Consider the following 20537-nt stretch of genomic DNA (forward strand, 5'->3'; position numbering starts at 1 on the left):
GGAGGTACGACGCTCAGGCCAGCGAGCGGTAGAGGTCGAGCGTGCGGGTGGCGATCGAGCCCCAGCTGAAGGACTCCTCGGCCCGCCGGCGGCCGGCCTCGCCGAAGGCACGGGCCCGGTCGGGGTCGCTGACCGCGTCGGTGAGCGCGGCGGCGAGGTCGGCGACGTACTGCTCGGGGTCGAGGGGCGTGCCGGTGCCGTCGGTGGCCTGCTCGATGGGGACCAGCCAGCCGGTCTCGCCGTGCACGACGACCTCGGGGATGCCGCCGGTGGCGGTCGCGACGACGGCGGTCTCGCACGCCATCGCCTCGAGGTTCACGATGCCGAGCGGCTCGTAGATCGACGGGCAGGCGAAGACGGTGGCCGCGGTCAGCAGGGCCACGACGTCGGGGCGGTGGAGCATCTCGGCGATCCAGACGACACCCGAGCGGGTGGCCGCCAGGTCCTCGACGAGCCCGCGCACCTCCGCCTCGATCTCCGGGGTGTCGGGCGCGCCGGCGCAGAGCACGAGCTGCACCTCCGGCGGCAGCGCGGCGGCCGCACGCAGGAACAGCGGCAGCCCCTTCTGGCGGGTGATCCGGCCGACGAAGATCACGCTCGGCCGGTCGGGGTCGACGCCGAGCTCGCGGACCCGGTCGGGGTTCGGCGCCGGCGACCACTGGGTGGTGTCGATGCCGTTGTGCACGACGTGGACGCGGTCGGCGTCGACGGACGGATAGCTGCGCAGCACGTCGTCGCGCATCGCCGCGCTGACCGCGATGATCCCGGAGGCTCCCTCGTAGGCCGTCCGCTCGGCCCAGCTCGACAGGGCGTAGCCGCCGCCAAGCTGCTCGGCCTTCCACGGCCGCATCGGCTCCAGCGAGTGCGCGCTGACGACGTGCGGGATGCCGTGCATCAGCCCCGCGAGGTGGCCGGCCATGTTGGCGTACCAGGTGTGCGAGTGGACCACGTCGGCGCCCGCGCAGTCGTCGACCATCGCCAGGTCGACGCCGAGCGTGCGGATCGCCGCGTTGGCGCCGGAGAGCGAGGACGGCTCGGCGTACGCCGTCGTGCCGGGCTCCGAGCGCGGCGCCCCGAAGCAGCGGACCCGGGCGTCGACGTCGGGAACCACGCGCAGCGCGCGGACCAGCTCCGCGACGTGCACCCCCGCGCCGCCGTAGACCTCCGGTGGGTACTCCTTGCTCAGGACGTCGATGCGCATGCCCCGAACCTAGACCGGATCAAGACCTCTGGGGAGGTCGACCCGGGTGGTCGGCGACGGCTAGTTTCATGTCATGACCGTCACGCCGAGCCGCAAGAAGGTCCTCGCAGTCGTCCTGGCGGGAGGAGAGGGCAAGAGGCTGATGCCGTTGACGGCCGACCGCGCCAAGCCCGCCGTGCCGTTCGGCGGCATCTACCGCCTGATCGACTTCGCGCTGTCCAACGTCGTCAACTCCGGCTACCTCAAGGTGGTCGTGCTGACGCAGTACAAGTCGCACAGCCTCGACCGGCACGTCACCACCACCTGGCGGATGTCGAACCTGCTCGGCAACTACGTCACCCCGGTGCCCGCCCAGCAGCGCGTCGGCAAGCGGTGGTACGCCGGGAGCGCCGACGCGATCTACCAGTCGCTCAACCTGCTCACCGACGAGCAGCCCGACATCGTCGTCGTCGTGGGCGCCGACCACGTCTACCGGATGGACTTCGCGCAGATGGTCGACGACCACGTCGCCTCGGGCGCCGGGTGCACGGTCGCCGCGATCCGCCAGCCGATCAGCCTCGCCGACCAGTTCGGCGTGATCGAGGTCGACCCGGGCGCGCCGCAGAAGATCCGGGCCTTCCTGGAGAAGCCGACCGACCCGGTCGGGCTGCCGGACGCCCCCGACCAGGTGCTGGCGAGCATGGGCAACTACGTCTTCACCGCCGACGCGCTCCGCGACGCGGTGACCCGTGACGCCGAGATCGAGGGCTCCAAGCACGACATGGGCGGTGACATCGTGCCGTGGTTCGTCGACAAGTCGGAGTCGGCGGTCTACGACTACAAGGACAACGAGGTCCCGGGTTCCACCGACCGCGACCGCGGCTACTGGCGCGACGTCGGCACGATGCGCTCCTACTACGACGCCCACATGGACCTCGTCTCGCCGCTCCCGGTCTTCAACCTCTACAACAACGCCTGGCCGATCTACACCAGTTACGGCCCGCACCCGCCGGCCAAGCTGGTCGAGGGCGCCAACGGCGCTCCCGGCTCGACGTTCAACTCGATCCTCTCGCCCGGCACGGTCGTGAGCGGCGGCACCGTCAACCACTCCGTGCTGTCGCCTGCGGTGTGGGTCAAGGACGGCGCCGAGGTCTCCGACTCCGTGCTCATGGACGGCGTGCGGGTCGGTGAGGGCGCGATCGTGCGCAACGCGATCATCGACAAGGGCGTGGTGATCCCGCCGGGCGTGCAGATCGGCGTCGACCACGAGGCCGACAAGGCCCGCGGCTTCGTCGTCGACGACGGCCTCACGGTGCTCGCCAAGCAGCAGCCCGTCCCCGAGGGCTGAGCCCCGAGGGCTGGGTCCCGAGGGCTGGGTCCCGAGGGCTGGGTCCCGAGGGCTGGGTCCCGAGGGCTACAGCGAGGCGCGCCGGCCCTCGAGGAAGCTCCGCTCCACGTCGTTGCGGCACGCCGCGATCGCCTGGTCGTACGCCGCCCGCGCCGCGTCGACGTCTCCCGCGCGGGCGAGCAGCTCGGCCCGGACGGCGGCGGGGCGGTGGCTGTCGGGGATCTCGAGTCCCTCGAGCGCGTCGAGCCCGACGGCGGTGCCACGGTCCTCGGCGACCGCGACCGCCCTCGCGAGCCGCGCGGAGGGAGACGGCGCGACCTGGAGCAGGACGTCGTACAGCTCGACGATGCGGTCCCAGCGCGTGTCGGCGGCCGTCGGTGCGGTGGCGTGCTCGGCCGCGATCCGCGCCTGGACGACGTAGGACGCCGCGAGCGGGGTCAGTGGACCGGCGAGGCTCGGCCTGCGGAGCAGCCGCGTCGCCTCGGCGACCTCGTCGTGGTGCCAGCGGGTGCGGTCCTGGTCGGCGAGGAGCACCAGCCTGCCGTCGTGGACCCGTGCGTCACGGCGGGAGTGCTGGAGCAGCACCAGGGCCAGCAGCGCGACCAGCGACGGCTCGTCGGGACGCAGGCCGAGCACCACGCGGACCAGCCGGATCGCCTCGCCGGACAGGTCGGCGCGGAGCAGGTCGGGACCGGTGCCGGGGGAGTAGCCGGCAGTGAAGGCGAGATAGGCGGTCTGGGCGACGACGTCGAGCCGATCGGGTAGCACCGAGGCGTCGGGCACGGCGAAGGGGATGCCGGCGCCGACGATGCGCTTCTTGGCGCGGGTGATGCGAGCGGCCATCGTCGGCTCGGGCACCAGGAACAACCGCGCGATGTCGGGCGTCGGGACGCCCAGCACGAGCCGCAGGCTGAGCGCGCTGGCCGACTCGGGCGCCAGCGCCGGGTGGGCGCACATCAGCACCAGGCGGAGGACGTCGTCCTCGACGAGGGTGCCGCTGTCGGCCATGGTGGACACGCCTTCCTGGTGGCGTTCGGCGTCGGTGAGGAGGAGCGGCAGCTTGCGCCGGGCGACGTCCTCGGTGCGGAGCCGGTCGAGCACCCGGCGACGGGCGGCGGTCATCAGCCACCCGGCCGGGTTGGCGGGCACGCCGTCGTCGGGCCACGTGCGGCTGGCCGCCTCGACGGCGTCGCCGAGGGCGTCCTCGACGAGGTCGAGCCGACGGAACTGCGACAGGAGCAGGGCCACGAGACGGCCCCACTCCTGCCGCACGACGAGCTCGAGCTCCTGCTGGCTCAGGACGTCACGTCCACGGTCGGGTTGATCTGGATGTCGTAGCGCGGCAGCACCTGCAGAAGCTCGACGACCACGTCGAGGTCGGGCGCCTCCAGCAGGTAGAAGCCGCCCATCCCCTCGATGACCTCGGCGTAGGGGCCGTCGCTCAGCTGCACCTTCCCACCGACGGTTCGCATGACGGTCGCGTCGCTCGAGTCGCCGAGCGCCTCCCCGGCGATGAGCTCGACGCCGGCCCGCGCCTCGCAGGCGGCGCTGAACTCACCGAACTTCGCCATCGCGGCCATCTGCTCGTCCTCGGTCTGCTCGGGCCACGGCTTCTCGGCGCCGTCGCCGATCAGCAGCACCAGGTACTTCATGTCGGGCTCCTTCGTGGGTCCGGAAAGTCCATGGGTGGTCGCTCAGGTGATGCTGATGGTCGGCCGGATCTCGACGGAGTACGACGACGGCAGCAGGCTCGCGGCCTCGATCGCGTGGTCGAGGTCGGGCAGCTCCACGTCGTAGTAGCCGCCGACGTGCTCGGCGGTCTCCGCGAACGGCCCGGTGGTCACCAGGACCTCGCCGTCGCGGTCCCGGCCGGCCCGGCGGACCGTCGTCGCGTGCTCGGTCCCGGCCAGGGCCGCCGACCCGTGGTCGGTGCCGTGCTCGCCGACGTAGGCCGAGAACGCGTCGTGGGCCGCGAAGTAGTAGTCGCGGGTCTCCTCGCTCGCCTCGTCCCAGTCGGACTCCCCGTAGGCGATGAGGATGACGAAGCGGCTCACGAGGCCTCCTCGCCCGTGATCTTGCGGTGCACCTGCACCGCGTCGCCCGTCGCGGACAGGATCGTGCAGACCTGCATCAGGTCGTCGAGGTCGTCGGTGCTCACCTCGTAGTAGCCGCCGAGCTGCTCGGTGGTCTCGGTCCACGGGCCGTCGGTCACGGTCGTCGAGTGCGGGGCGAGCGACCTCGCCTCGGACGCCCGCGGCAGCTCCGCGCCGCCGGTGACCACGTGGCCGCGCCTGCCGAGCTCGGCGGTGAACTCCTCGTGGACGGCGTAGGTCGCCTTCTTCTCCTCCCCGGGCGTGTCCCACCACGCCTCGGTGTCGCCGAACAGCAGCACGATGTAGTCGGTCATGTCAGTCAGTCCTCTCGGTGTGGGCTCACCCCTCTGACGGCCCCAGCCTGCCCGATTCGACACCTGCCCGGGAGGTTTCTCGACGTGGCTTGCCGGACCCACCAAGATGGTGACCATGGCCACCCACGCACGAGCCGGACAGCCCGCCCTCCCCGAGGACCTGGTGGACGTGTCCCACCTCGTCACGGCCTACTTCGACCTCCAGCCCGACCCGGACGATGTCGCGCAGCAGGTCGCCTTCGGCACCAGCGGGCACCGCGGCACGTCGCTGAACACCTCCTTCAACGAGGTCCACATCGCGGCGACGACGCAGGCGATCTGCGACTACCGCCGCGACCAGGGCTACGACGGCCCGCTCTTCATCGGCCGCGACACCCATGCGCTCTCCGAGCCTGCGTGGGCGACCGCGCTCGAGGTGCTCGTCGCCAACGACGTCACCGTGCTGGTCGACGACCGCGACGGATTCACGCCCACCCCTGCGGTCAGCCACGCGATCATCCGCGCCAACCAGGGGCGTACGACCGGTGCGGGCCTCGCCGACGGCATCGTGGTCACCCCGTCGCACAACCCGCCGCAGGACGGCGGCTTCAAGTACAACCCTCCCCACGGCGGTCCGGCCGACTCCGACGCGACCAGCGTGATCGCGGCGCGCGCCAACGAGCTGATCCGCGGCAACATCGAGGGCGTGAAGCGGGTGGCGTTCGCGAAGGCACGCGCGGAGGTCGGCTCCTACGACTTCCTTGGGACCTACGTCGACGACCTGCCGTCGGTGCTCGACCTCGACGCGATCCGTGACGCGGGCGTGCGGATCGGCGCCGACCCGCTGGGCGGCGCGAGCGTGGCCTACTGGGGCGAGATCGCCGAGCGGCACCGCCTCGACCTGACGGTCGTCAACCCGCTGGTCGACCCGACGTGGCGCTTCATGACGCTCGACTGGGACGGCAAGATCCGGATGGACTGCTCCTCGCCCTACGCCATGGCGTCGCTGGTCAGCCGCAAGGACGACTACGCCATCGCCACGGGCAACGACGCGGACTCCGACCGCCACGGCATCGTCACGCCCGACGCCGGCCTGATGAACCCCAACCACTTCCTCGCGGTCGCGATCGGCTACCTCTTCGGCGGCGCCCGCCCGGGCTGGCCCGACACCGCGCGCATCGGCAAGACGCTCGTGTCGAGCTCGATGATCGACCGGGTGGCCGCGTCGATCGGCAAGCCCCTCGTCGAGGTGCCCGTCGGCTTCAAGTGGTTCGTGCCCGGCCTGATGGACGGTTCGTTCGGCTTCGGCGGCGAGGAGTCGGCCGGCGCGTCGTTCCTGCGCCGCGACGGCTCGAGCTGGACGACCGACAAGGACGGCATCCTCCTGGCACTGCTGGCCAGCGAGATCCTCGCCTCGACGGGGAAGACCCCCAGCCAGCACTACGCCGACCTGGTCGCGGCGCACGGCGACCCGGCGTACGCCCGGATCGACGCCCCGGCCACGCGCGAGGAGAAGGCCAAGCTCGGCGCGCTCTCGCCGGACGACGTCTCCGCGACCACGCTGGCGGGGGAGGAGATCACCGGCAAGCTGACCGAGGCGCCCGGCAACGGCGCGAAGATCGGCGGCCTGAAGGTCACCACCGACTCGGCGTGGTTCGCCGCGCGCCCCAGCGGCACCGAGGACGTCTACAAGATCTACGCCGAGTCGTTCCGCGGTCCCGACCACCTCGCCGAGGTGCAGGCCGAGGCGCGCGAGGTCGTGAGCGCGGCGCTGGGTTGATCGGGGTGCTGGGTTGATCGGGATGCTGGGCTGATCGGGCTCGTGGTCAGTGGGGGCGGCTGACCGGGCCGGCCTCGATCGGCGTCCGCTCGGCGCCCCAGTGCGCGCGTGCCGCGTCGTCGGCGTCGTCGGGCTCCTCGTCACCGTCGATCGCCGCACGCGAGAAGCTCACCGCCACGATCGAGTCGAGGCGCACCAGCACCTGGTGGCTGTTGCCGTCGTCGAGGATCACGCCGAGCCCGTCCGCGCCCACGATCACGCCGTCGAGCCAGACCCCCGAGACGAGCACCCGCACCGGGGTGGCGGCGTCCTGCGCGTGGCGCAGCAGGGTGCCGACGGTGAACAGCGTGCTGGACTGGGGCACAGGGAGTCCTCCTCCTGGGGTCGGCCCGACCCTAGGCAGGTCGTCGCGCGCGGCGGGGCGGGTTGGTGATTCCCTGACTGATAGGTCATTTCTGCATGGCCCAAGTGGGCCACATCCCCTCAGGTGGTCGGCGTCGCCCGCTGGACCACCTCGCGGAGCGAGCCGCTGGTCAGCATCCCGAACGTGCCGGCGTACGCCGTCCCGAGCCGGCTGCCGCAGAAGGCGTCCGCGACCTCGGCCGGCGCGAAGCGCACGAGGAGGGAACCCTGGAGGCACGCGGCCATCTGGCCGGCGAGCCGCCGCGCGCCCGACTCGAGCGCACCGGAGTCGCCCATCGAGTCGCCCAGGAGGGCGAGGGTGTCGTCGACGGCCCGATCGAGCCGGCTGTCGCCACCGCGCGCCGCGCCGACCTCGCTGATCCAGGCCTGCAGCACCTCGGGCTCGCGCCCCAGCGCCCGCAGCACGTCGAGCGCGTTGACGTTGCCCGAGCCCTCCCAGATCGAGTTGAGCGGCGACTCGCGGAACATGAGGGGCAGCCCGGACTCCTCGACGTAGCCGTTGCCGCCGAGGCACTCCAGCGCCTCGGCCACCATCGCGGGCGTCCGCTTGCACACCCAGAACTTCGCGAGCGGCAGCGCGATCCGGCGCAGCGCGACCTCGTGGGCGTCGTCGGGCCGGTCGACCGCCGAGGCCAGCCGCATCGCGAGCGCGGTGGCGGCCTCGGACTCGACGGCGAGGTCGGCGACGACGTTCTGCATGAGCGGCTTGTCGACGAGCAGCCCGCCGAAGGCCGAGCGGTGCGCGACGTGCCACGACGCCTCGGCCAGCGCGTGGCGCATCAGCGCGGCGGAGCCGAGCACGCAGTCGAGACGCGTCGCGGCGACCATCTCGATGATCGTGCGCACACCGCGGCCCTCGTCGCCGAGCCGCTGGGCGAGGGTGCCGTCGAGCTCGAGCTCGCCCGAGGCGTTGGACCGGTTGCCGAGCTTGTCCTTGAGCCGCACCACGTCGATCCGGTTGCGGGTGCCGTCGTCGAGGACGCGGGGGACCAGGAAGCAGGTCATCCCGCCGTCGGCCTGGGCGAGGACGAGGAACACGTCGTTCATCGGCGCCGAGGTGAACCACTTGTGGCCGTGCAGCGCGTACCACCCGTCCTCGGCCGTCGGGCGGGCGCTCGTGACGTTGGCGCGCACGTCGGAGCCGCCCTGCTTCTCGGTCATGCCCATGCCCGCCAGCGCGCCCGTCTTGGCCGAGCGCACCCGGACGCCGGGGTCGTAGGACCGCGCGGCCAGCAGCGGCGCCCACTCCTTGGCGATCGCGTCGTCGGCCCGCAGCGCCGGCACGGCGGCGTACGTCATCGAGATCGGGCAGCCGTGCCCGGGCTCGGTCTGCGACCAGGCGAAGAAGCCGGCCGCGCGGCGCAGGTGTGCGTGCTCGGCGCCCGACTCCTGCTGCTCCCAGGGGGCCGCCTGGAGGCCGTGCCCCACGGCGCGCTCCATCAGCCAGTGCCACGACGGGTGGAACTCGACCTCGTCGACCCGGTTGCCGAAGCGGTCGTAGGGCGTCAGCTCCGGGTGGTGGCGGTTGGCGAGCATCCCGTGCTCGCGGGCCTCCTCGGTGCCGGCCTCCTCTCCCAGCGGGGCGAGGTCGTCGACCAGCTCCGGCGAGCCGTGTCGCACGAGCGCGTCCGTGAGCGCGAGGTCGGCGGTGACGACGTTGTGGCCGACCAGCGGCGGGGGCTGGTTGGTGGCCGCGCGCAGGCCCGGGACGAGATCGCTCATGCACCCCACCGTAAGGCGTGGGGAAACCGCTGGTGGGCGCCTGCTCGACTAGCGTTGAAGGCATGGCCGAGGCGAGCGAGGAGACCCCTGCGCCCAGCCGGACCGCGCTTGCCGTACGACGATGGCGCGAGCACGTCTGGCGCCTCGTCGTCACCACTGTCGGGTCGTGCCTGCGCCACCGGGTGACGGGGCTGGCGGCCGAGGCGGCGTTCTTCGCCGTGCTCTCCGTGCCGCCCCTCGTCTTCGCCCTCGCCGGTGCGATCGGCTTCGTCAGCGACCGCTTCACGACCGCCCAGATCGAGGACGTCCGCAACGCGGTCCTCGAGATCTCCCGCCAGGCCCTGACCGAGCGCGCCGTCAACACGATCATCCGGCCCACCATCGACACCGTCCTCGACGGCGGCCGCTACGACGTGATCTCGATCGGCTTCGTCCTCGCGCTGTGGTCGGGCTCGCGCGCGCTCAACGTCTTCGTCGACACCATCACGATCATGCACGGGCTCGGCGGGCACCGGGGGATCGTGGCGACCCGCGCGCTGTCCTTCGTGCTCTACGTGATGGCGATGATCACCGGGGCGATCAGCCTGCCGCTCGTCGTGGCGGGTCCGGGGCTGGTCGACCAGCTGCTGCCCGACCGCCTCGACTTCGTCAACAGCCTCTACTGGCCGGTCGTGCTGCTGATCTCGATCTGCTTCCTCGCCACGCTCTACCACGTGTCCGTGCCGGTGCGGACGAGCTGGAGCTTCAACCTGCCGGGAGCGGCCTTCGCGCTGTTCTGCTGGATCGCCGGATCCGCCCTGCTGCGCTGGGTGCTGACGGTGACGGCCGCCGAGTCGCGCTCGATCTACGGCCCCCTCGCCGCCCCCATCGCCGTGCTGCTCTGGCTCTACCTGCTCGCCCTCGCCGTGCTGATCGGGGCGGCGGTCAACGCCGCCTTCGACACGGTCTTCCCGCAGAAGAACACGACGCGCGCCCGCCTCGAGCTGGTGCAGCGCCTGCGGGACCGGATCAGCGTGCGAGACTCCTGACCGTGCAACCCGCGACCAACCACCCGAGCGTGGGCCGGGTGTCACTGCCCGACCGGGTGCGGTCGCCGTGGTGGGAGCTCGGTCGCCGCGTGCTGATGGCGCTGGCGATCCTCGTCGGCACCGTGCTCCTGGTCTACTTCGACCGCGAGGGCTACCGCGACAACGCCCACCCGGACCGCCAGCTGACGCTGCTCGACGCGTTCTACTACACGACCGTCACGCTCAGCACGACCGGCTACGGCGACATCGCGCCGGCCGACGCCCAAGCGCGACTGATCAACGCGGTCGTGATCACCCCGGCCCGCATCGCCTTCCTGGTGCTGCTGATCGGCACCACCCTGGAGGTCCTCGCCTCCCAGGGACGCGAGATGTTCCGGGTCTCCCGGTGGAGGAAGAAGATGGACCAGCACGTCGTCGTCGTCGGCTACGGCACCAAGGGCCGCAGCGCGATCGACACCCTCGTCAGCAACGGCTACGACCGCGCCTCGATCGTGGTCGTCGACCCGGGAGTGGTGGCGATGGAGGAGGCCAACCGCGACCAGCTCGTCGGCATCGCGGGCGACGCGACCCGCCGCGGGGTGCTGCGCCAGGCCGGCGTCGAGAAGGCCACCCACGTCATCATCACGACCGACCGCGACGACTCCAACGTGCTCGTCACGCTGACCGTGCGCCAGCTCAACCCCGACGCGTGGATCGTGGCGTCGGTGCGCGAGCAGGAGAACGTCCCCCTGATGCGCCAGTCCGGCGCCAACTCGGTCATCACGTCCTCCGACGCCGTCGGCCGCCTGCTCGGGCTGTCGTCGATGTCGCCGATGCTCGGCTCGGTCATGGAGGACCTGATGACCTACGGGGAGGGCCTCGAGGTCGCCGAGCGCGACCTGCTCGTCAACGAGGTCGGCAAGCAGCCGCAGCGGCTGCCCGACCAGGTGATCGCCGTGATCCGCGACGAGAAGGTCTACCGCTACTTCGACCCGGTGGTCTCGCTGCTCGCGCGCGGCGACCGCCTCATCGTCGTGCGCCCCGCCAAGGAGCTGCCCTGGGCACCCCGCCCCGGCACGCACGGCGAGGAGCTGGCCGAGGACGACGACTGAGCGGAGCCGTCAGAGGCCCCCAGAGACCCCTCAGAGCCCGAGGTGCCGCAGCGTCCGCCTGACGTCCTCGCTGCCGGTGCCGCCGGGCACGAACGCCCGCTCGTGGCCCAGCGCTGCGTCGATCGCCACCTGCATCGCCACCGGCTCCTCGGCCGAGCGTCCGTCGCCGACCTCCAGCACCCGGCCGCCGGGTGCCATGAACGCCGACTGGTGCAGTCCTGATCCGGACAGCCCGGCGATCACCCGGGCCGGGGCGACCCGCTCCAGCTGCTCGTCGATCGTGAGCGTCTCGGGCGCAAGGACCTCGAAGCCGCGGTCGGCGAAGGCGTCGTCGAGCGCCCGGTCCTCCTCCGCCGTGGTCCGGATCGGCCGGCGGTGGCCCTCGGCGCGGCGGGCCGCGTTGAGCGCGGTCCGCGAGATCCAGACGCGCTCGGGGCCGCCCCGCTCGGCGTGCCCGGCGGAGATGCGCTGCCACACGTCGCGCGCCTCGGGGTGCGCCCACGCGTGCAGGGCCACGCTGCGACCAGGTACGACGAGGCGGTCGGCGTGCGCGGGTCGGGCCCGGTCGACCACGTGGATCGTCAGGTCCCCCCAGCCGGCGAGCTCGAGCAGGCGCTGCTGCCAGTCCGAGGTGCGGTGCCGGCCGAAGCTGGAGTGGAAGACCAGTCCTGCCGGGCGCTCGTCCAGCGTCGGCCACAGCGAGGTGAGCGTCTCGACCAGGAAGTGCCCGTAGACCGAAGCCCAGGTACCGCCGTAGAGCCAGGTGCCGGACAGCGCGTCCGCGTCGTCGCGGCGGACCACGCGCTCCGGGTCTGCGGCCACACGCTTGCCGCGCGGGTTGCCCAGGAGCTTCTGGGACGCGGTCACCAGCGTGTCCTCGGCGTCGTACACGGCCCCGCGGAACCACTGGTCGAGGTGGTAGACCGTGGCGAGGTCGCCGGTGGCGACCTCGGAGAGGTAGGCGTCGTCGACCGTGAGCAGTCGGGGCGGACGGCGCGGCTCGACGGGAGGCGTGGCCGGGGCCCACGACGGGCGGCGGGACCACATCCTCTTCCTGGCGGACATGGGCCCGATTATGTCGGGCGGGCCGGACGTCGTGAGCAGGCGCTCCACTAGGGTGGCGCCCGTGCCGATCTTCACCCGGGACGGGCGTTCCATCCTCTTCGTCCACGTCCCGAAGACCGGTGGCACGAGCGTCGAGCGGATGTTCATCCGGGCCGGCTGGGACGTCGGCCTCCGCGCCACTCCCCACACGCACCCGGCCCAGAGCCGGCTGCACCGGATCTCCCCGCAGCACCTGCACGCGCCGCTCCTCACCGAGCTGCTGCGGCTCGGCCGCTTCGACGCCGTCTTCCTCGTCGTGCGCGACCCGTTGCTGCGCTTCCGGTCGGAGTACGTCATGCGCAACAAGCGGCACGAGGAGGCCGGCCGCGCGAGCCACGTCGAGGCGTGGACGGACGACGTGCTCGACCGGCTCGCCGCCAACCCGTCCCTGCTCGACAACCACCTGCGGCCCCAGCACGAGTTCGTGCTCCCGCAGGCACGTGTCTACCGGCTCGAGGACGGCCTCGAGGCAGCGATGGCCGACCTGCGTGACCACTCGGGACTGCACCTCCCGACGGAGGTCCCGCACACCCTCGACAGCGGTGCCGGGGGCGGCCTGTCGTCGCGGGACGTGGAGGTCACCGACGCCGTTGCGGCGCGGGTGCGGGCGCTTTACGCCCGCGACCACGAGGTGTTCGGCTACGCCTGAGGGGGTGCAAGCGGGGCCGCTCGGCTGGGATAGCCTCCAGTGTGCTGGTCTGCGACTCCCACCGGGTTCTCTTCGTGCACGTCCCCAAGACCGGCGGGGTGTCGGCCGAGGGCGTGATGCGGCGGGCCTGCCCCGACGCCCGCAAGCAGGTCGAGCCGCGCCGCGGACGGCACGCACCCCTGGCGCGCATCCTCGACTCCGAGCCCGACCTCGCGACGTACTGGTCCTACGGCTTCGTGCGCAACCCGTGGGCCCGGATGGTGTCCTGGTACACCATGATCGAGGACTGGGGCCGCCGCTTCGCCGAGGGCGGGCCCGAGGCGGTGAAGAACCGCGGCAACGAGATGTGGCGAGCGGTGGGGGAGTACGCCGACTTCGAGGACTTCGTCCTGCGCGGCACCGAGGAGTGGCCGCGCCTCGGCCGCCCCCAGCTCGCCTACCTCACCTCGGCCGCCCACGGCCGCGAGGTGGACTTCATCGGCCGCACCGAGAACTTCGCCGCCGACCTCGCCGTGGTCCAGGAGCGCCTCGGCGTCGAGCCGAAGGCTCCGCCGCGGCGCAACAGCTCGACCCACGGGCACTACGCCGACTACTTCACCGACGCGGCGCGCGAGAAGGTCTCCACCGTCTACGCCGCCGACATCGACCGCTTCGGCTACACGTTCTGAGCGCGAGCTGGGACCGGGCTGGGACCGGACTGAGCCCGGGGTGGGCCCGGCCAGGCTGTAGCGAAGGGGGCATGCCGCCTGGCCGGACCCTGCGCGGCCGTAGCCGATGCTGACCTCGGACCGGCTCGCGCACTCGAGGTGTAGCGGGGTGGGTCCAGTGTCGCTCGATGCTCCAAGCAGCATGCAGAACAGCCCCCGATCCGCTTCCGCGGACCGGGGGCTGTTCTCGTGTGGTGGGCGATACTGGGTTTGAACCAGTGACCTCTTCCGTGTCAAGGAAGCGCGCTACCGCTGCGCCAATCGCCCGTGTCTTGAGTTCTGTGCGAGGTGGGTACGGGATTTGAACCCGTGTAGACGGATTTGCAGTCCGTTGCCTCGCCTCTCGGCCAACCCACCGTGGAGGTTCATCCGAAATGAACGGGGGAGACCTTCCGAGCGGACAACGAGACTCGAACTCGCGACCTCAACCTTGGCAAGGTTGCGCTCTACCAACTGAGCTATGTCCGCCTGCATCTCCGTGCCGTTTCACCGGCCCTGAGTGCGAGTGGAACAGTAGTACATGGGTTCGGCGGGTCCAAAATCGGCCCCCCGCCTCGCGTGTTCAGACCGCGTTCGCGGCGCGTTCTCCGAGCGTAGGCACGCCCTAGAGTGAAGGCATGCGCGCGTGGCTCAACGGTGACCTGATGTCCGACCCGACGGCGGCGGCGGTCGCAGTCACCGACCACGGGTTCACCGTGGGCGACGGTGTGTTCGAGGCGGTCAAGACCCTCGGTGGCACGCCGTTCGCGCTGGGTCGTCACCTCGACCGGCTCGAGCGTTCGGCCGCCGGGCTGGGGCTGCCCGCCCCCGACCTCGACGTCGTACGACGCGGGGTGGCGGCGGTGCTCGCCGACGGTGCGGAGCACGACCCGATCGGGCGGCTGCGGATCACCTGGACCGCCGGTCCGGCCCCGATGGGGTCGGGCCGTGGTGGCGGTCCGCCGACCCTGGCGGTCGCCTACAGCGCCATCGACGTCGCGGCGAGCGAGACGACCGTCGTGACGGTCCCGTGGACCCGCAACGAGCTCGGCGCGACGGCCGGCCTCAAGACGACGTCGTACGCCGAGAACGTCGTGGCGCTCGCCCACGCGAAGGAGCGCGGCGGCACCGAGGCCGTGTTCGCCAACACCGCCGGCAACCTGTGCGAGGGCACCGGCTCCAACGTCTTCTACGTCGTCGACGGCGAGCTGCGCACCCCGACGCTGGCGAGCGGCTGCCTGGCCGGCGTCACCCGCGCGCTCGTCATCGACTGGTGCGGTGCGCGCGAGGTCGACGAGCCGCTCGCCGACGTGCTGGCCCACGCGAGCGAGGCCTTCCTCGTGTCGACGACCCGCGACGTGCAGGCGATCTCGCGGTGGGACGACCGCGAGCTCCCGGCACCGGGCCCCCACACCCAGCGGTGTGCGACGACCTGGGCCGCCCGCGAGGCTGAGACGATGGAGCCGTGACGACCCAGGACTCCTCCCTCGACCCCGCGATCTCCGAGCGGTTGCGCCACACCGCGGAAGGCCTCGTGCCCGTCGTGGTGCAGCAGCACGGCTCGGGCGAGGTGCTGATGCTGGCCTGGGTCGACGACGAGGCGCTGGCCCGCACGATCGCCAGTGGCCGGGCGACGTACTGGTCGCGCTCGCGTCGCGAGTACTGGGCCAAGGGCGACACGTCCGGGCACGTCCAGTGGCTCAAGGAGGTCCGCCTCGACTGCGACGGCGACACCCTGCTCTTCGTGGTCGACCAGGTGGGCGCGGCGTGCCACACCGGCGACCACACGTGCTTCGACGCCGACCTGGTCCACTGGGTCGATGGCTGAGGTCACGAGGGGTCCGCGCCGGACCTTCGGCCCCGTCGTCCTGCTCGGCCTCGCCGGGGCAGGAGCCGCCGCGGTGGCCGGGAGCAAGCCGTGGGTGGTGGGCAGCAGCGGCAACCTCGACTCGCGGTCCGAGGCCACGGTGGCCATCGCCGGCGGGTCGATCGGCAGCTCGAGCGAGTCGCCGCTCGCACTGGCGCTCGCGCTGGTCGTCCTCGCGTGCTGGGGAGTCGTCCTCGTCTCCCGCGGCCGCTTCCGGCGGGTGGTGGCCGTGCTCGCGCTCGTCGCCTCGCTGGGGGTGGCCGCAACGGTCGTCGAGGGGATCTCCAGCCTGCCCACCAAGCTCGCCGAAACCCTGGTCGAGCTCTCCGGCAGCGACACCGCCAGCACGTCCTTCACGGCCTGGTACGCCGCAGCCGCCGTCGGCGCGGTGCTCTCCGTCCTCGCCACGGCGGCGGCCGTGCGCCTCGTGCCGTCGTGGCCGGAGATGGGCACCAAGTACGACGCCCCGACCGGCGGCGCGGCGGGCGACGGCCACGACGACGGTGGGCTCCCCGCCGACAACATCGACATCTGGAAGGCCCTCGATGAGGGCCGCGACCCCACCGCCTGACCGCCCTCCCGTCCCACGGCCTAGACTTCGGCGCGCAACCGAAGATCCGACGAAGGAGCACCCACGATGGCTGCAGGCCACGGCAACACCCCCGCTGCTTGGACCGCCGTGTCGGTCGCGATGCTCGGCTTCGTCGTCGGCAGCGTTGCCCTCCTCCAGGTCCCGACCCAGAGGACCCTGCTCTGGATCGGCATCATCATCGCCGTGGTGGCCTTCCCGCTCTACCTCGTGCTGGCCAAGCTCGGCTTTGCCACGTCCGAGCACTGATCCCGGGCCCGGGACCTCACGTCCCGGGTGAGAGGCTTGACGCATGCCTGCGACCGGGACCGTGCTCGACGACATCATCGCCGGCGTCCGCGAGGACCTCGCCCGCCGCGAGGCGGCCCTCCCGCTCGGTGAGCTGCTCGCCCACCTCGCCGACGCGCCCGCACCGCGCGACCCGATGCCGCACTTCCGTGCGCGCGGCTCGAGCGTGATCGCCGAGGTGAAGCGCAAGAGCCCGAGCAAGGGCGCGCTGGCCGACATCCCCGACCCCGCGGCGCTCGCGACGGCGTACTCCCGTGGTGGCGCGGCCGCGATCTCCGTGCTCACCGAGGAGCGCCGCTTCGGCGGCAGCCTCGACGACCTGCGCACCGTCCGCGCGGCGGTCGACACCCCCATCCTGCGCAAGGACTTCATCGTCGAGACCTACCAGCTCGTCGAGGCGCGCGCCGCCGGTGCCGACCTCGCGCTGCTGATCGTCGCGGCACTCGACGACGACACGCTGCGCCGCCTCCACGACGAGGCCGGCGAGCTCGGCCTCACCGTGCTCGTCGAGGTGCACGACGAGTCCGAGACCGAGCGCGCGCTGGCCCTCGACGCCGAGCTGATCGGCGTCAACAGCCGCAACCTCAAGACCCTCGACGTCGACCCCGGCGTCTTCGGCCGCCTCGCGCCCCAGATCCACGACGACGTGGTCAAGGTCGCCGAGAGCGGTATCACCGGCGTCCCCGACGTCCAGCGGTTCGTCTCCGAAGGAGCAGGCGTGGTGCTGGTCGGCGAGGCGCTGGTCAAGGACGGCGACCCCGAGGCCGCCGTCCGTGCGATGACAGGAGTGACGACACCGTGACCCAGACCCAGCAGACCCAGCAGGAGCCGGGGAGGTACGACGCGGACGACCGCGGCTACTTCGGCGGCACGTGGGGCGGGCGCTTCATGCCCGAGGCGCTCGTGGCCGCCCTCGACGAGCTGACGGTGGCGTGGCAGGACGCGATGGCCGACGAGGCCTTCGTCGGCGAGTTCGAGCGGATCCTGCGCGACTACGCCGGCACCCCGAGCCGGCTCTACCACGCCGAGCGGTTCTCCGCGGCCGTGGGCGCCCGCGTGCTGCTCAAGCGCGAGGACCTCAACCACACCGGTGCGCACAAGATCCGCAACGTGATGGGCCAGGCCCTGCTCACCAAGCGGATGGGCAAGAGCCGGGTGATCGCCGAGACCGGTGCCGGCCAGCACGGTGTGGCCAGCGCGACGGCGGCTGCCTACTTCGACCTCGACTGCACCGTCTACATGGGGGCCGTCGACACGCGACGCCAGGCGCTCAACGTGGCCCGCATGCAGCTCCTCGGCGCCAAGGTCGTGCCGGTCGAGTCCGGCAGCGCGACCCTCAAGGACGCCATCAACGAGGCGCTGCGCGACTGGGTCGCCAGCGTCGACCACACGGCATACCTCTTCGGCACCGCGGCCGGACCGCACCCCTTCCCGAGCATGGTCCGCGACTTCTGCCGCGGCATCGGCGACGAGGCCCGCGCGCAGTGCCTCGAGCAGTACGGCGTCCTGCCTGACGCAGTCGCGGCGTGCGTCGGCGGCGGTTCCAACGCGATCGGCATCTTCACCGCGTTCCTCGAGGACGAGGGCGTGGAGATCCACGGGTTCGAGCCCGGCGGTGACGGTGTGGAGACGGGTCGCCACGCGGCCACGATCCACGCCGGCGAGGCCGGCGTGCTGCACGGTGCGCGCACCTACGTCCTCCAGGACGAGGACGGGCAGACCGTCGAGTCGCACTCCATCTCGGCCGGTCTCGACTACCCCGGCGTCGGCCCGCAGCACTCGCTGCTGGCCGCGACCGGGCGGGCGACGTACACCCCGGTCACCGACGCCGAGGCGATGGCCGCGATGGCGCTGCTCAGCCGCACCGAGGGGATCATCCCCGCCATCGAGTCGGCGCACGCGATCCACGGCGCGATCGAGGTCGCGAAGCGGCTGGGCCAGGAGAAGGGCCCCGACGCGACGATCATCGTGAACCTCAGCGGACGCGGCGACAAGGACATGGGCACGGCCATCGAGTGGTTCGGGCTGGGTGACGCGGAGGAGGGCCCCGAGGCCGACCTCGAGGTGGTCGAGGGAGTGACGCAGCAGTGACGTCGACGAGCGCCGCCTTCGCGCAGGCCCGGGCCGAGGGGCGCGCGGCCCTGATCGGCTACCTCCCGGCGGGCTACCCGAGCGTCGAGGGGTCGGCCAGGGCCATGCAGGTGATGGTCGAGGCCGGCTGCGACGCGATCGAGATCGGGCTGCCCTACAGCGACCCGGTGATGGACGGGCCCACGATCCAGGCCGCGGCGCAGGCCGCGCTCGACGGCGGGATCCGCACCGCCGACGTGCTCCGCGTCGTGGAGCAGGTCGCCGCGACCGGCGTGCCGACGCTGGTGATGACCTACTGGAACCCCATCGAGCGCTACGGCGTCGAGCGGTGGGCCGCCGACCTCGCGAGCGCCGGGGGAGCGGGGCTCATCACGCCCGACATCACCCCCGACCACGGCGCCGAGTGGATCGCGGCCGCCGACGCGCACGACCTCGACAAGGTCTTCCTCGTCGCCCCCAGCTCGACCGACGAGCGGATCGCGATGACCGCCGCCGAGAGCCGCGGCTTCGTCTACGCCGCCGCCGTCATGGGGGTCACGGGTGCGCGCGACGCCTCGTCCGACCTCGCCGGCCCGCTCGTCGGGCGGGTGCGCGCGAGCGGAGACGTGCCGGTCGCGGTCGGCATCGGCGTCAGCAACGGCGACCAGGCCGCCGAGGTGGCGTCCTACGCCGACGGTGTCATCGTCGGCTCCGCCTTCGTCCGCTGCCTGCTCGACCACGCGGGCGACGAGGCGGCCGGCCTCGCCGCGCTGCGTGCCCTGACCACCGACCTGGCCGAAGGCGTGCGGCGTGCGCAGAAGTAGGTCCCTGCTCGTCCTTTCCGTGGTGCTCCTCGCCACCGCGTGCGCCGGTGGTGCGGGCGCGGACTCCGGCGAGATGACCGGCACCGTCCTCGACCCGCCGTTCGCCGTGTCCCCGGTCCCGCTGGTCGACGACGAGGGGACGTCGTACTCCCTCACCGACAGCACCGACAAGCCGCTCACCCTGGTCTTCTTCGGCTACACCAACTGCCCCGACATCTGCGGGCAGGTGATGGCCACCCTCGCCGGCACCCTCGCGCGGCTGACCGACGAGCAGAAGGACGAGCTCGACGTGGTCTTCGTGACCACCGACCCGCAGCGGGACACCGAGGAGGTCGTGGGCCGCTACGTCGACGCGTTCGACCCCAGCATCATCGGCCTCACCGGCGACCTCCCCGACATCATCGAGGTGGGAAAGAGCCTCGCCGTGGGCATCGAGAAGGGCGACAAGCTGCCCAGCGGCGGCTACGACGTCACGCACGGCACGCGGGTGTACGCCATCGACGCCGACGACGAGTCGCCGATGATGTGGGACCACGACGTGTCGCAGGCACAGCTCGCCCGCGACGTCACGACCTTGCTCGACGAAGGATGATGAACACCGTGTCGCCCCTGATGACCCTCATGACGATCCCCAGCCCCTCGCAGGGCGTCTGGCACCTCGGCCCGGTGCCGATCCGCGGCTACGCGCTGTGCATCATCCTCGGCATCGTCGCCGCCATCTGGATCGGCGAGCGCCGGTGGGTCGCGCGCGGCGGCATCGCGGGCGAGGTCAGCGACCTCGCGATCTGGGCGGTGCCGTTCGGCCTGGTCGGCGGGCGGCTCTACCACGTCATCACCGACTGGGAGCTCTACTTCGGGGAGGGCAAGAACCCGGTCACGGCGCTCTACGTCTGGCGCGGCGGGCTGGGGATCTGGGGCGCGATCGCGCTCGGCGCCGTCGGCATCTGGATCGGCGCCCGCACGCGCGGGATCAAGGTGGCACCGCTCCTCGACGCGCTGGCACCCGGCGTCCTCGTCGCACAGGCGATGGGCCGGTGGGGCAACTGGTTCAACCAGGAGCTCTACGGCGGACCGACGAACCTCCCGTGGGCCCTCGAGATCGACGTCGACCACCGTGAGGCCGGCCTCCTCGACGTGGCGACGTACCACCCCACGTTCCTCTACGAGTGCCTCTGGAACCTCGGTGCCTTCGCGGTCCTGATCTGGCTCGACCGGCGATACAAGATCGGCCACGGCCGGGTCGTCGCGCTCTACGTGATGCTCTACACGGCCGGGCGCGGGTGGATCGAGAACATGCGGATCGACGAGGTCCAGATGAACAACGTGCTCGGCCTCCGGCTCAACGTGTGGACCTCGATCGTGCTGTTCGTCGCCGCCGCGATCTACTTCGCGTGGTCGTCGAAGCGGCACCCGGGCCGCGAGGAGACCGTGCGGACGCGCGAGCCCGACAGCGACGAGATGTCCGAGGACGAGACCACCGGGTCCACCGCCTGACACGTTGG

General features: G+C 72.1%; 23 protein-coding genes and 3 tRNA genes. 15 read left to right on the forward strand and 11 right to left on the reverse strand.

Translation table 11 applies throughout. From position 1 onward, the window contains the following. Positions 1-13: 13 nt before the first annotated feature. The gene (gene glgA / locus BLV76_RS17050; protein ID WP_090970535.1) at positions 14-1201 is read right to left on the reverse strand and encodes a glycogen synthase; all 1188 of its coding nucleotides are present in this window, start codon (positions 1199-1201) and stop codon (positions 14-16) included. A gap of 73 nt (positions 1202-1274) precedes the next feature. Between glgA and glgC the strand changes: the two genes are divergently transcribed. After that, on the forward strand, positions 1275-2528 hold the full coding sequence (gene glgC / locus BLV76_RS17055; RefSeq protein WP_090970537.1) for a glucose-1-phosphate adenylyltransferase: 1254 nt from the start codon (positions 1275-1277) through the stop codon (positions 2526-2528). A gap of 66 nt (positions 2529-2594) precedes the next feature. Here the strand turns inward: glgC and BLV76_RS17060 are convergent, their stop codons facing one another. From BLV76_RS17060 to BLV76_RS17075, 4 genes are read right to left on the reverse strand one after another with little or no spacing between them, the layout of a single operon-like run. Continuing rightward, the gene (locus BLV76_RS17060) at positions 2595-3776 is read right to left on the reverse strand and encodes an RNA polymerase sigma factor (protein ID WP_245734722.1); all 1182 of its coding nucleotides are present in this window, start codon (positions 3774-3776) and stop codon (positions 2595-2597) included. A 47-nt stretch (positions 3777-3823) separates the two neighbouring features. After that, positions 3824-4180, reverse strand: coding sequence for a YciI family protein (locus BLV76_RS17065; RefSeq protein ID WP_090970540.1), 357 nt, complete (start codon positions 4178-4180; stop codon positions 3824-3826). Positions 4181-4222: 42 nt separating this feature from the next. Then, entirely contained in the window at positions 4223-4582 is a 360-nt protein-coding gene (locus BLV76_RS17070; RefSeq protein ID WP_090970541.1) for a YciI family protein, read from the reverse strand. After that, positions 4579-4935, reverse strand: coding sequence for a YciI family protein (locus BLV76_RS17075; RefSeq protein WP_090970542.1), 357 nt, complete (start codon positions 4933-4935; stop codon positions 4579-4581). The genes BLV76_RS17070 and BLV76_RS17075 overlap by 4 nt, the downstream gene beginning before the upstream one ends. A gap of 115 nt (positions 4936-5050) precedes the next feature. Between BLV76_RS17075 and pgm the strand changes: the two genes are divergently transcribed. Further along, complete coding sequence (pgm, locus tag BLV76_RS17080) at positions 5051-6694, forward strand: phosphoglucomutase (alpha-D-glucose-1,6-bisphosphate-dependent) (RefSeq protein WP_090972869.1); 1644 nt, start codon at positions 5051-5053, stop codon at positions 6692-6694. Positions 6695-6740: 46 nt separating this feature from the next. On the opposite strand, the gene BLV76_RS22650 is transcribed toward pgm, so the two are convergent. Both BLV76_RS22650 and BLV76_RS17090 read right to left on the reverse strand, forming a co-directional pair. Beyond that, positions 6741-7058 carry a hypothetical protein gene (locus BLV76_RS22650; RefSeq protein WP_090970544.1) on the reverse strand — a complete coding sequence of 106 codons (318 nt, stop codon included), beginning with the start codon at positions 7056-7058 and terminating at the stop codon, positions 6741-6743. A 119-nt stretch (positions 7059-7177) separates the two neighbouring features. Then, positions 7178-8839, reverse strand: coding sequence for an acyl-CoA dehydrogenase family protein (locus BLV76_RS17090; RefSeq protein ID WP_090970545.1), 1662 nt, complete (start codon positions 8837-8839; stop codon positions 7178-7180). 62 nt (positions 8840-8901) lie between these two features. Between BLV76_RS17090 and BLV76_RS17095 the strand changes: the two genes are divergently transcribed. Beyond that, the gene (locus BLV76_RS17095; protein WP_090970547.1) at positions 8902-9867 is read left to right on the forward strand and encodes a YihY/virulence factor BrkB family protein; all 966 of its coding nucleotides are present in this window, start codon (positions 8902-8904) and stop codon (positions 9865-9867) included. A gap of 95 nt (positions 9868-9962) precedes the next feature. Continuing rightward, complete coding sequence (locus BLV76_RS17100; RefSeq protein ID WP_090972871.1) at positions 9963-10958, forward strand: potassium channel family protein; 996 nt, start codon at positions 9963-9965, stop codon at positions 10956-10958. Positions 10959-10988: 30 nt separating this feature from the next. On the opposite strand, the gene BLV76_RS17105 is transcribed toward BLV76_RS17100, so the two are convergent. Beyond that, the gene (locus tag BLV76_RS17105; RefSeq protein WP_175539717.1) at positions 10989-12023 is read right to left on the reverse strand and encodes a glycosyltransferase family 61 protein; all 1035 of its coding nucleotides are present in this window, start codon (positions 12021-12023) and stop codon (positions 10989-10991) included. 61 nt (positions 12024-12084) lie between these two features. On the opposite strand from BLV76_RS17105, the gene BLV76_RS17110 reads away from it, so the two are divergent. Both BLV76_RS17110 and BLV76_RS17115 read left to right on the forward strand, forming a co-directional pair. After that, positions 12085-12711, forward strand: a complete 627-nt coding sequence (locus tag BLV76_RS17110; protein ID WP_175539718.1) for a sulfotransferase family 2 domain-containing protein — start codon at positions 12085-12087, stop codon at positions 12709-12711. 41 nt (positions 12712-12752) lie between these two features. Continuing rightward, positions 12753-13379 (forward strand): sulfotransferase family 2 domain-containing protein, encoded by a 627-nt coding sequence (locus BLV76_RS17115; protein WP_281246170.1) that lies wholly within the window; start codon positions 12753-12755, stop codon positions 13377-13379. 231 nt (positions 13380-13610) lie between these two features. On the opposite strand, the gene BLV76_RS17120 is transcribed toward BLV76_RS17115, so the two are convergent. The 3 genes from BLV76_RS17120 to BLV76_RS17130 all read right to left on the reverse strand — a co-directional run bounded on the left by BLV76_RS17120 (position 13611) and on the right by BLV76_RS17130 (position 13886). After that, positions 13611-13685 (reverse strand) — tRNA-Val (locus BLV76_RS17120). A 19-nt stretch (positions 13686-13704) separates the two neighbouring features. Further along, positions 13705-13775 (reverse strand) — tRNA-Cys (locus BLV76_RS17125). Between the two features lie 38 nt (positions 13776-13813). Then, positions 13814-13886, reverse strand: a tRNA-Gly gene (locus tag BLV76_RS17130). Positions 13887-14035: 149 nt separating this feature from the next. On the opposite strand from BLV76_RS17130, the gene BLV76_RS17135 reads away from it, so the two are divergent. The 9 genes from BLV76_RS17135 (at position 14036) to lgt (ending at position 20529) form a co-directional block, all read left to right on the forward strand. Continuing rightward, entirely contained in the window at positions 14036-14866 is an 831-nt protein-coding gene (locus tag BLV76_RS17135; protein WP_090970553.1) for an aminotransferase class IV, read from the forward strand. Next, positions 14863-15225, forward strand: coding sequence for a phosphoribosyl-AMP cyclohydrolase (gene hisI / locus BLV76_RS17140; protein ID WP_090970555.1), 363 nt, complete (start codon positions 14863-14865; stop codon positions 15223-15225). Before BLV76_RS17135 ends, hisI begins: the two co-directional genes overlap by 4 nt. Beyond that, positions 15218-15835 (forward strand): Trp biosynthesis-associated membrane protein, encoded by a 618-nt coding sequence (locus BLV76_RS17145; RefSeq protein ID WP_090970557.1) that lies wholly within the window; start codon positions 15218-15220, stop codon positions 15833-15835. The genes hisI and BLV76_RS17145 overlap by 8 nt, the downstream gene beginning before the upstream one ends. Positions 15836-15901: 66 nt before the next feature. Then, complete coding sequence (locus tag BLV76_RS17150) at positions 15902-16102, forward strand: HGxxPAAW family protein (RefSeq protein ID WP_090970559.1); 201 nt, start codon at positions 15902-15904, stop codon at positions 16100-16102. A 43-nt stretch (positions 16103-16145) separates the two neighbouring features. Beyond that, complete coding sequence (trpC, locus tag BLV76_RS17155; protein ID WP_090970561.1) at positions 16146-16943, forward strand: indole-3-glycerol phosphate synthase TrpC; 798 nt, start codon at positions 16146-16148, stop codon at positions 16941-16943. After that, entirely contained in the window at positions 16940-18232 is a 1293-nt protein-coding gene (gene trpB, locus BLV76_RS17160) for a tryptophan synthase subunit beta (protein ID WP_217630374.1), read from the forward strand. The genes trpC and trpB overlap by 4 nt, the downstream gene beginning before the upstream one ends. Next, a complete protein-coding gene (gene trpA, locus BLV76_RS17165; protein WP_090970563.1) occupies positions 18229-19035 on the forward strand; it encodes a tryptophan synthase subunit alpha in 807 nt (268 codons plus the stop codon). The genes trpB and trpA overlap by 4 nt, the downstream gene beginning before the upstream one ends. Then, positions 19022-19627 (forward strand): SCO family protein, encoded by a 606-nt coding sequence (locus BLV76_RS17170; RefSeq protein WP_139306613.1) that lies wholly within the window; start codon positions 19022-19024, stop codon positions 19625-19627. Before trpA ends, BLV76_RS17170 begins: the two co-directional genes overlap by 14 nt. Further along, positions 19627-20529, forward strand: a complete 903-nt coding sequence (gene lgt / locus BLV76_RS17175; RefSeq protein WP_245734724.1) for a prolipoprotein diacylglyceryl transferase — start codon at positions 19627-19629, stop codon at positions 20527-20529. Before BLV76_RS17170 ends, lgt begins: the two co-directional genes overlap by 1 nt. Positions 20530-20537 lie beyond the last annotated feature (8 nt).

It is taken from the genome of Nocardioides exalbidus (assembly GCF_900105585.1).
Taxonomy (GTDB): domain Bacteria; phylum Actinomycetota; class Actinomycetes; order Propionibacteriales; family Nocardioidaceae; genus Nocardioides; species Nocardioides exalbidus.

Coding starts and splice junctions, on each gene's coding strand:
- glgA (WP_090970535.1), bottom strand. CDS start 1,201: ATGCGCATCGACGTCCTGAGCAAGGAGTACCCACCGGAGGTCTACGGC.
- glgC (WP_090970537.1), top strand. CDS start 1,275: ATGACCGTCACGCCGAGCCGCAAGAAGGTCCTCGCAGTCGTCCTGGCG.
- BLV76_RS17065 (WP_090970540.1), bottom strand. CDS start 4,180: ATGAAGTACCTGGTGCTGCTGATCGGCGACGGCGCCGAGAAGCCGTGG.
- BLV76_RS17075 (WP_090970542.1), bottom strand. CDS start 4,935: ATGACCGACTACATCGTGCTGCTGTTCGGCGACACCGAGGCGTGGTGG.
- pgm (WP_090972869.1), top strand. CDS start 5,051: ATGGCCACCCACGCACGAGCCGGACAGCCCGCCCTCCCCGAGGACCTG.
- BLV76_RS17090 (WP_090970545.1), bottom strand. CDS start 8,839: ATGAGCGATCTCGTCCCGGGCCTGCGCGCGGCCACCAACCAGCCCCCG.
- BLV76_RS17095 (WP_090970547.1), top strand. CDS start 8,902: ATGGCCGAGGCGAGCGAGGAGACCCCTGCGCCCAGCCGGACCGCGCTT.
- BLV76_RS17100 (WP_090972871.1), top strand. CDS start 9,963: ATGGCGCTGGCGATCCTCGTCGGCACCGTGCTCCTGGTCTACTTCGAC.
- BLV76_RS17105 (WP_175539717.1), bottom strand. CDS start 12,023: ATGTCCGCCAGGAAGAGGATGTGGTCCCGCCGCCCGTCGTGGGCCCCG.
- BLV76_RS17135 (WP_090970553.1), top strand. CDS start 14,036: ATGCGCGCGTGGCTCAACGGTGACCTGATGTCCGACCCGACGGCGGCG.
- BLV76_RS17145 (WP_090970557.1), top strand. CDS start 15,218: ATGGCTGAGGTCACGAGGGGTCCGCGCCGGACCTTCGGCCCCGTCGTC.
- BLV76_RS17150 (WP_090970559.1), top strand. CDS start 15,902: ATGGCTGCAGGCCACGGCAACACCCCCGCTGCTTGGACCGCCGTGTCG.
- trpC (WP_090970561.1), top strand. CDS start 16,146: ATGCCTGCGACCGGGACCGTGCTCGACGACATCATCGCCGGCGTCCGC.
- lgt (WP_245734724.1), top strand. CDS start 19,627: ATGAACACCGTGTCGCCCCTGATGACCCTCATGACGATCCCCAGCCCC.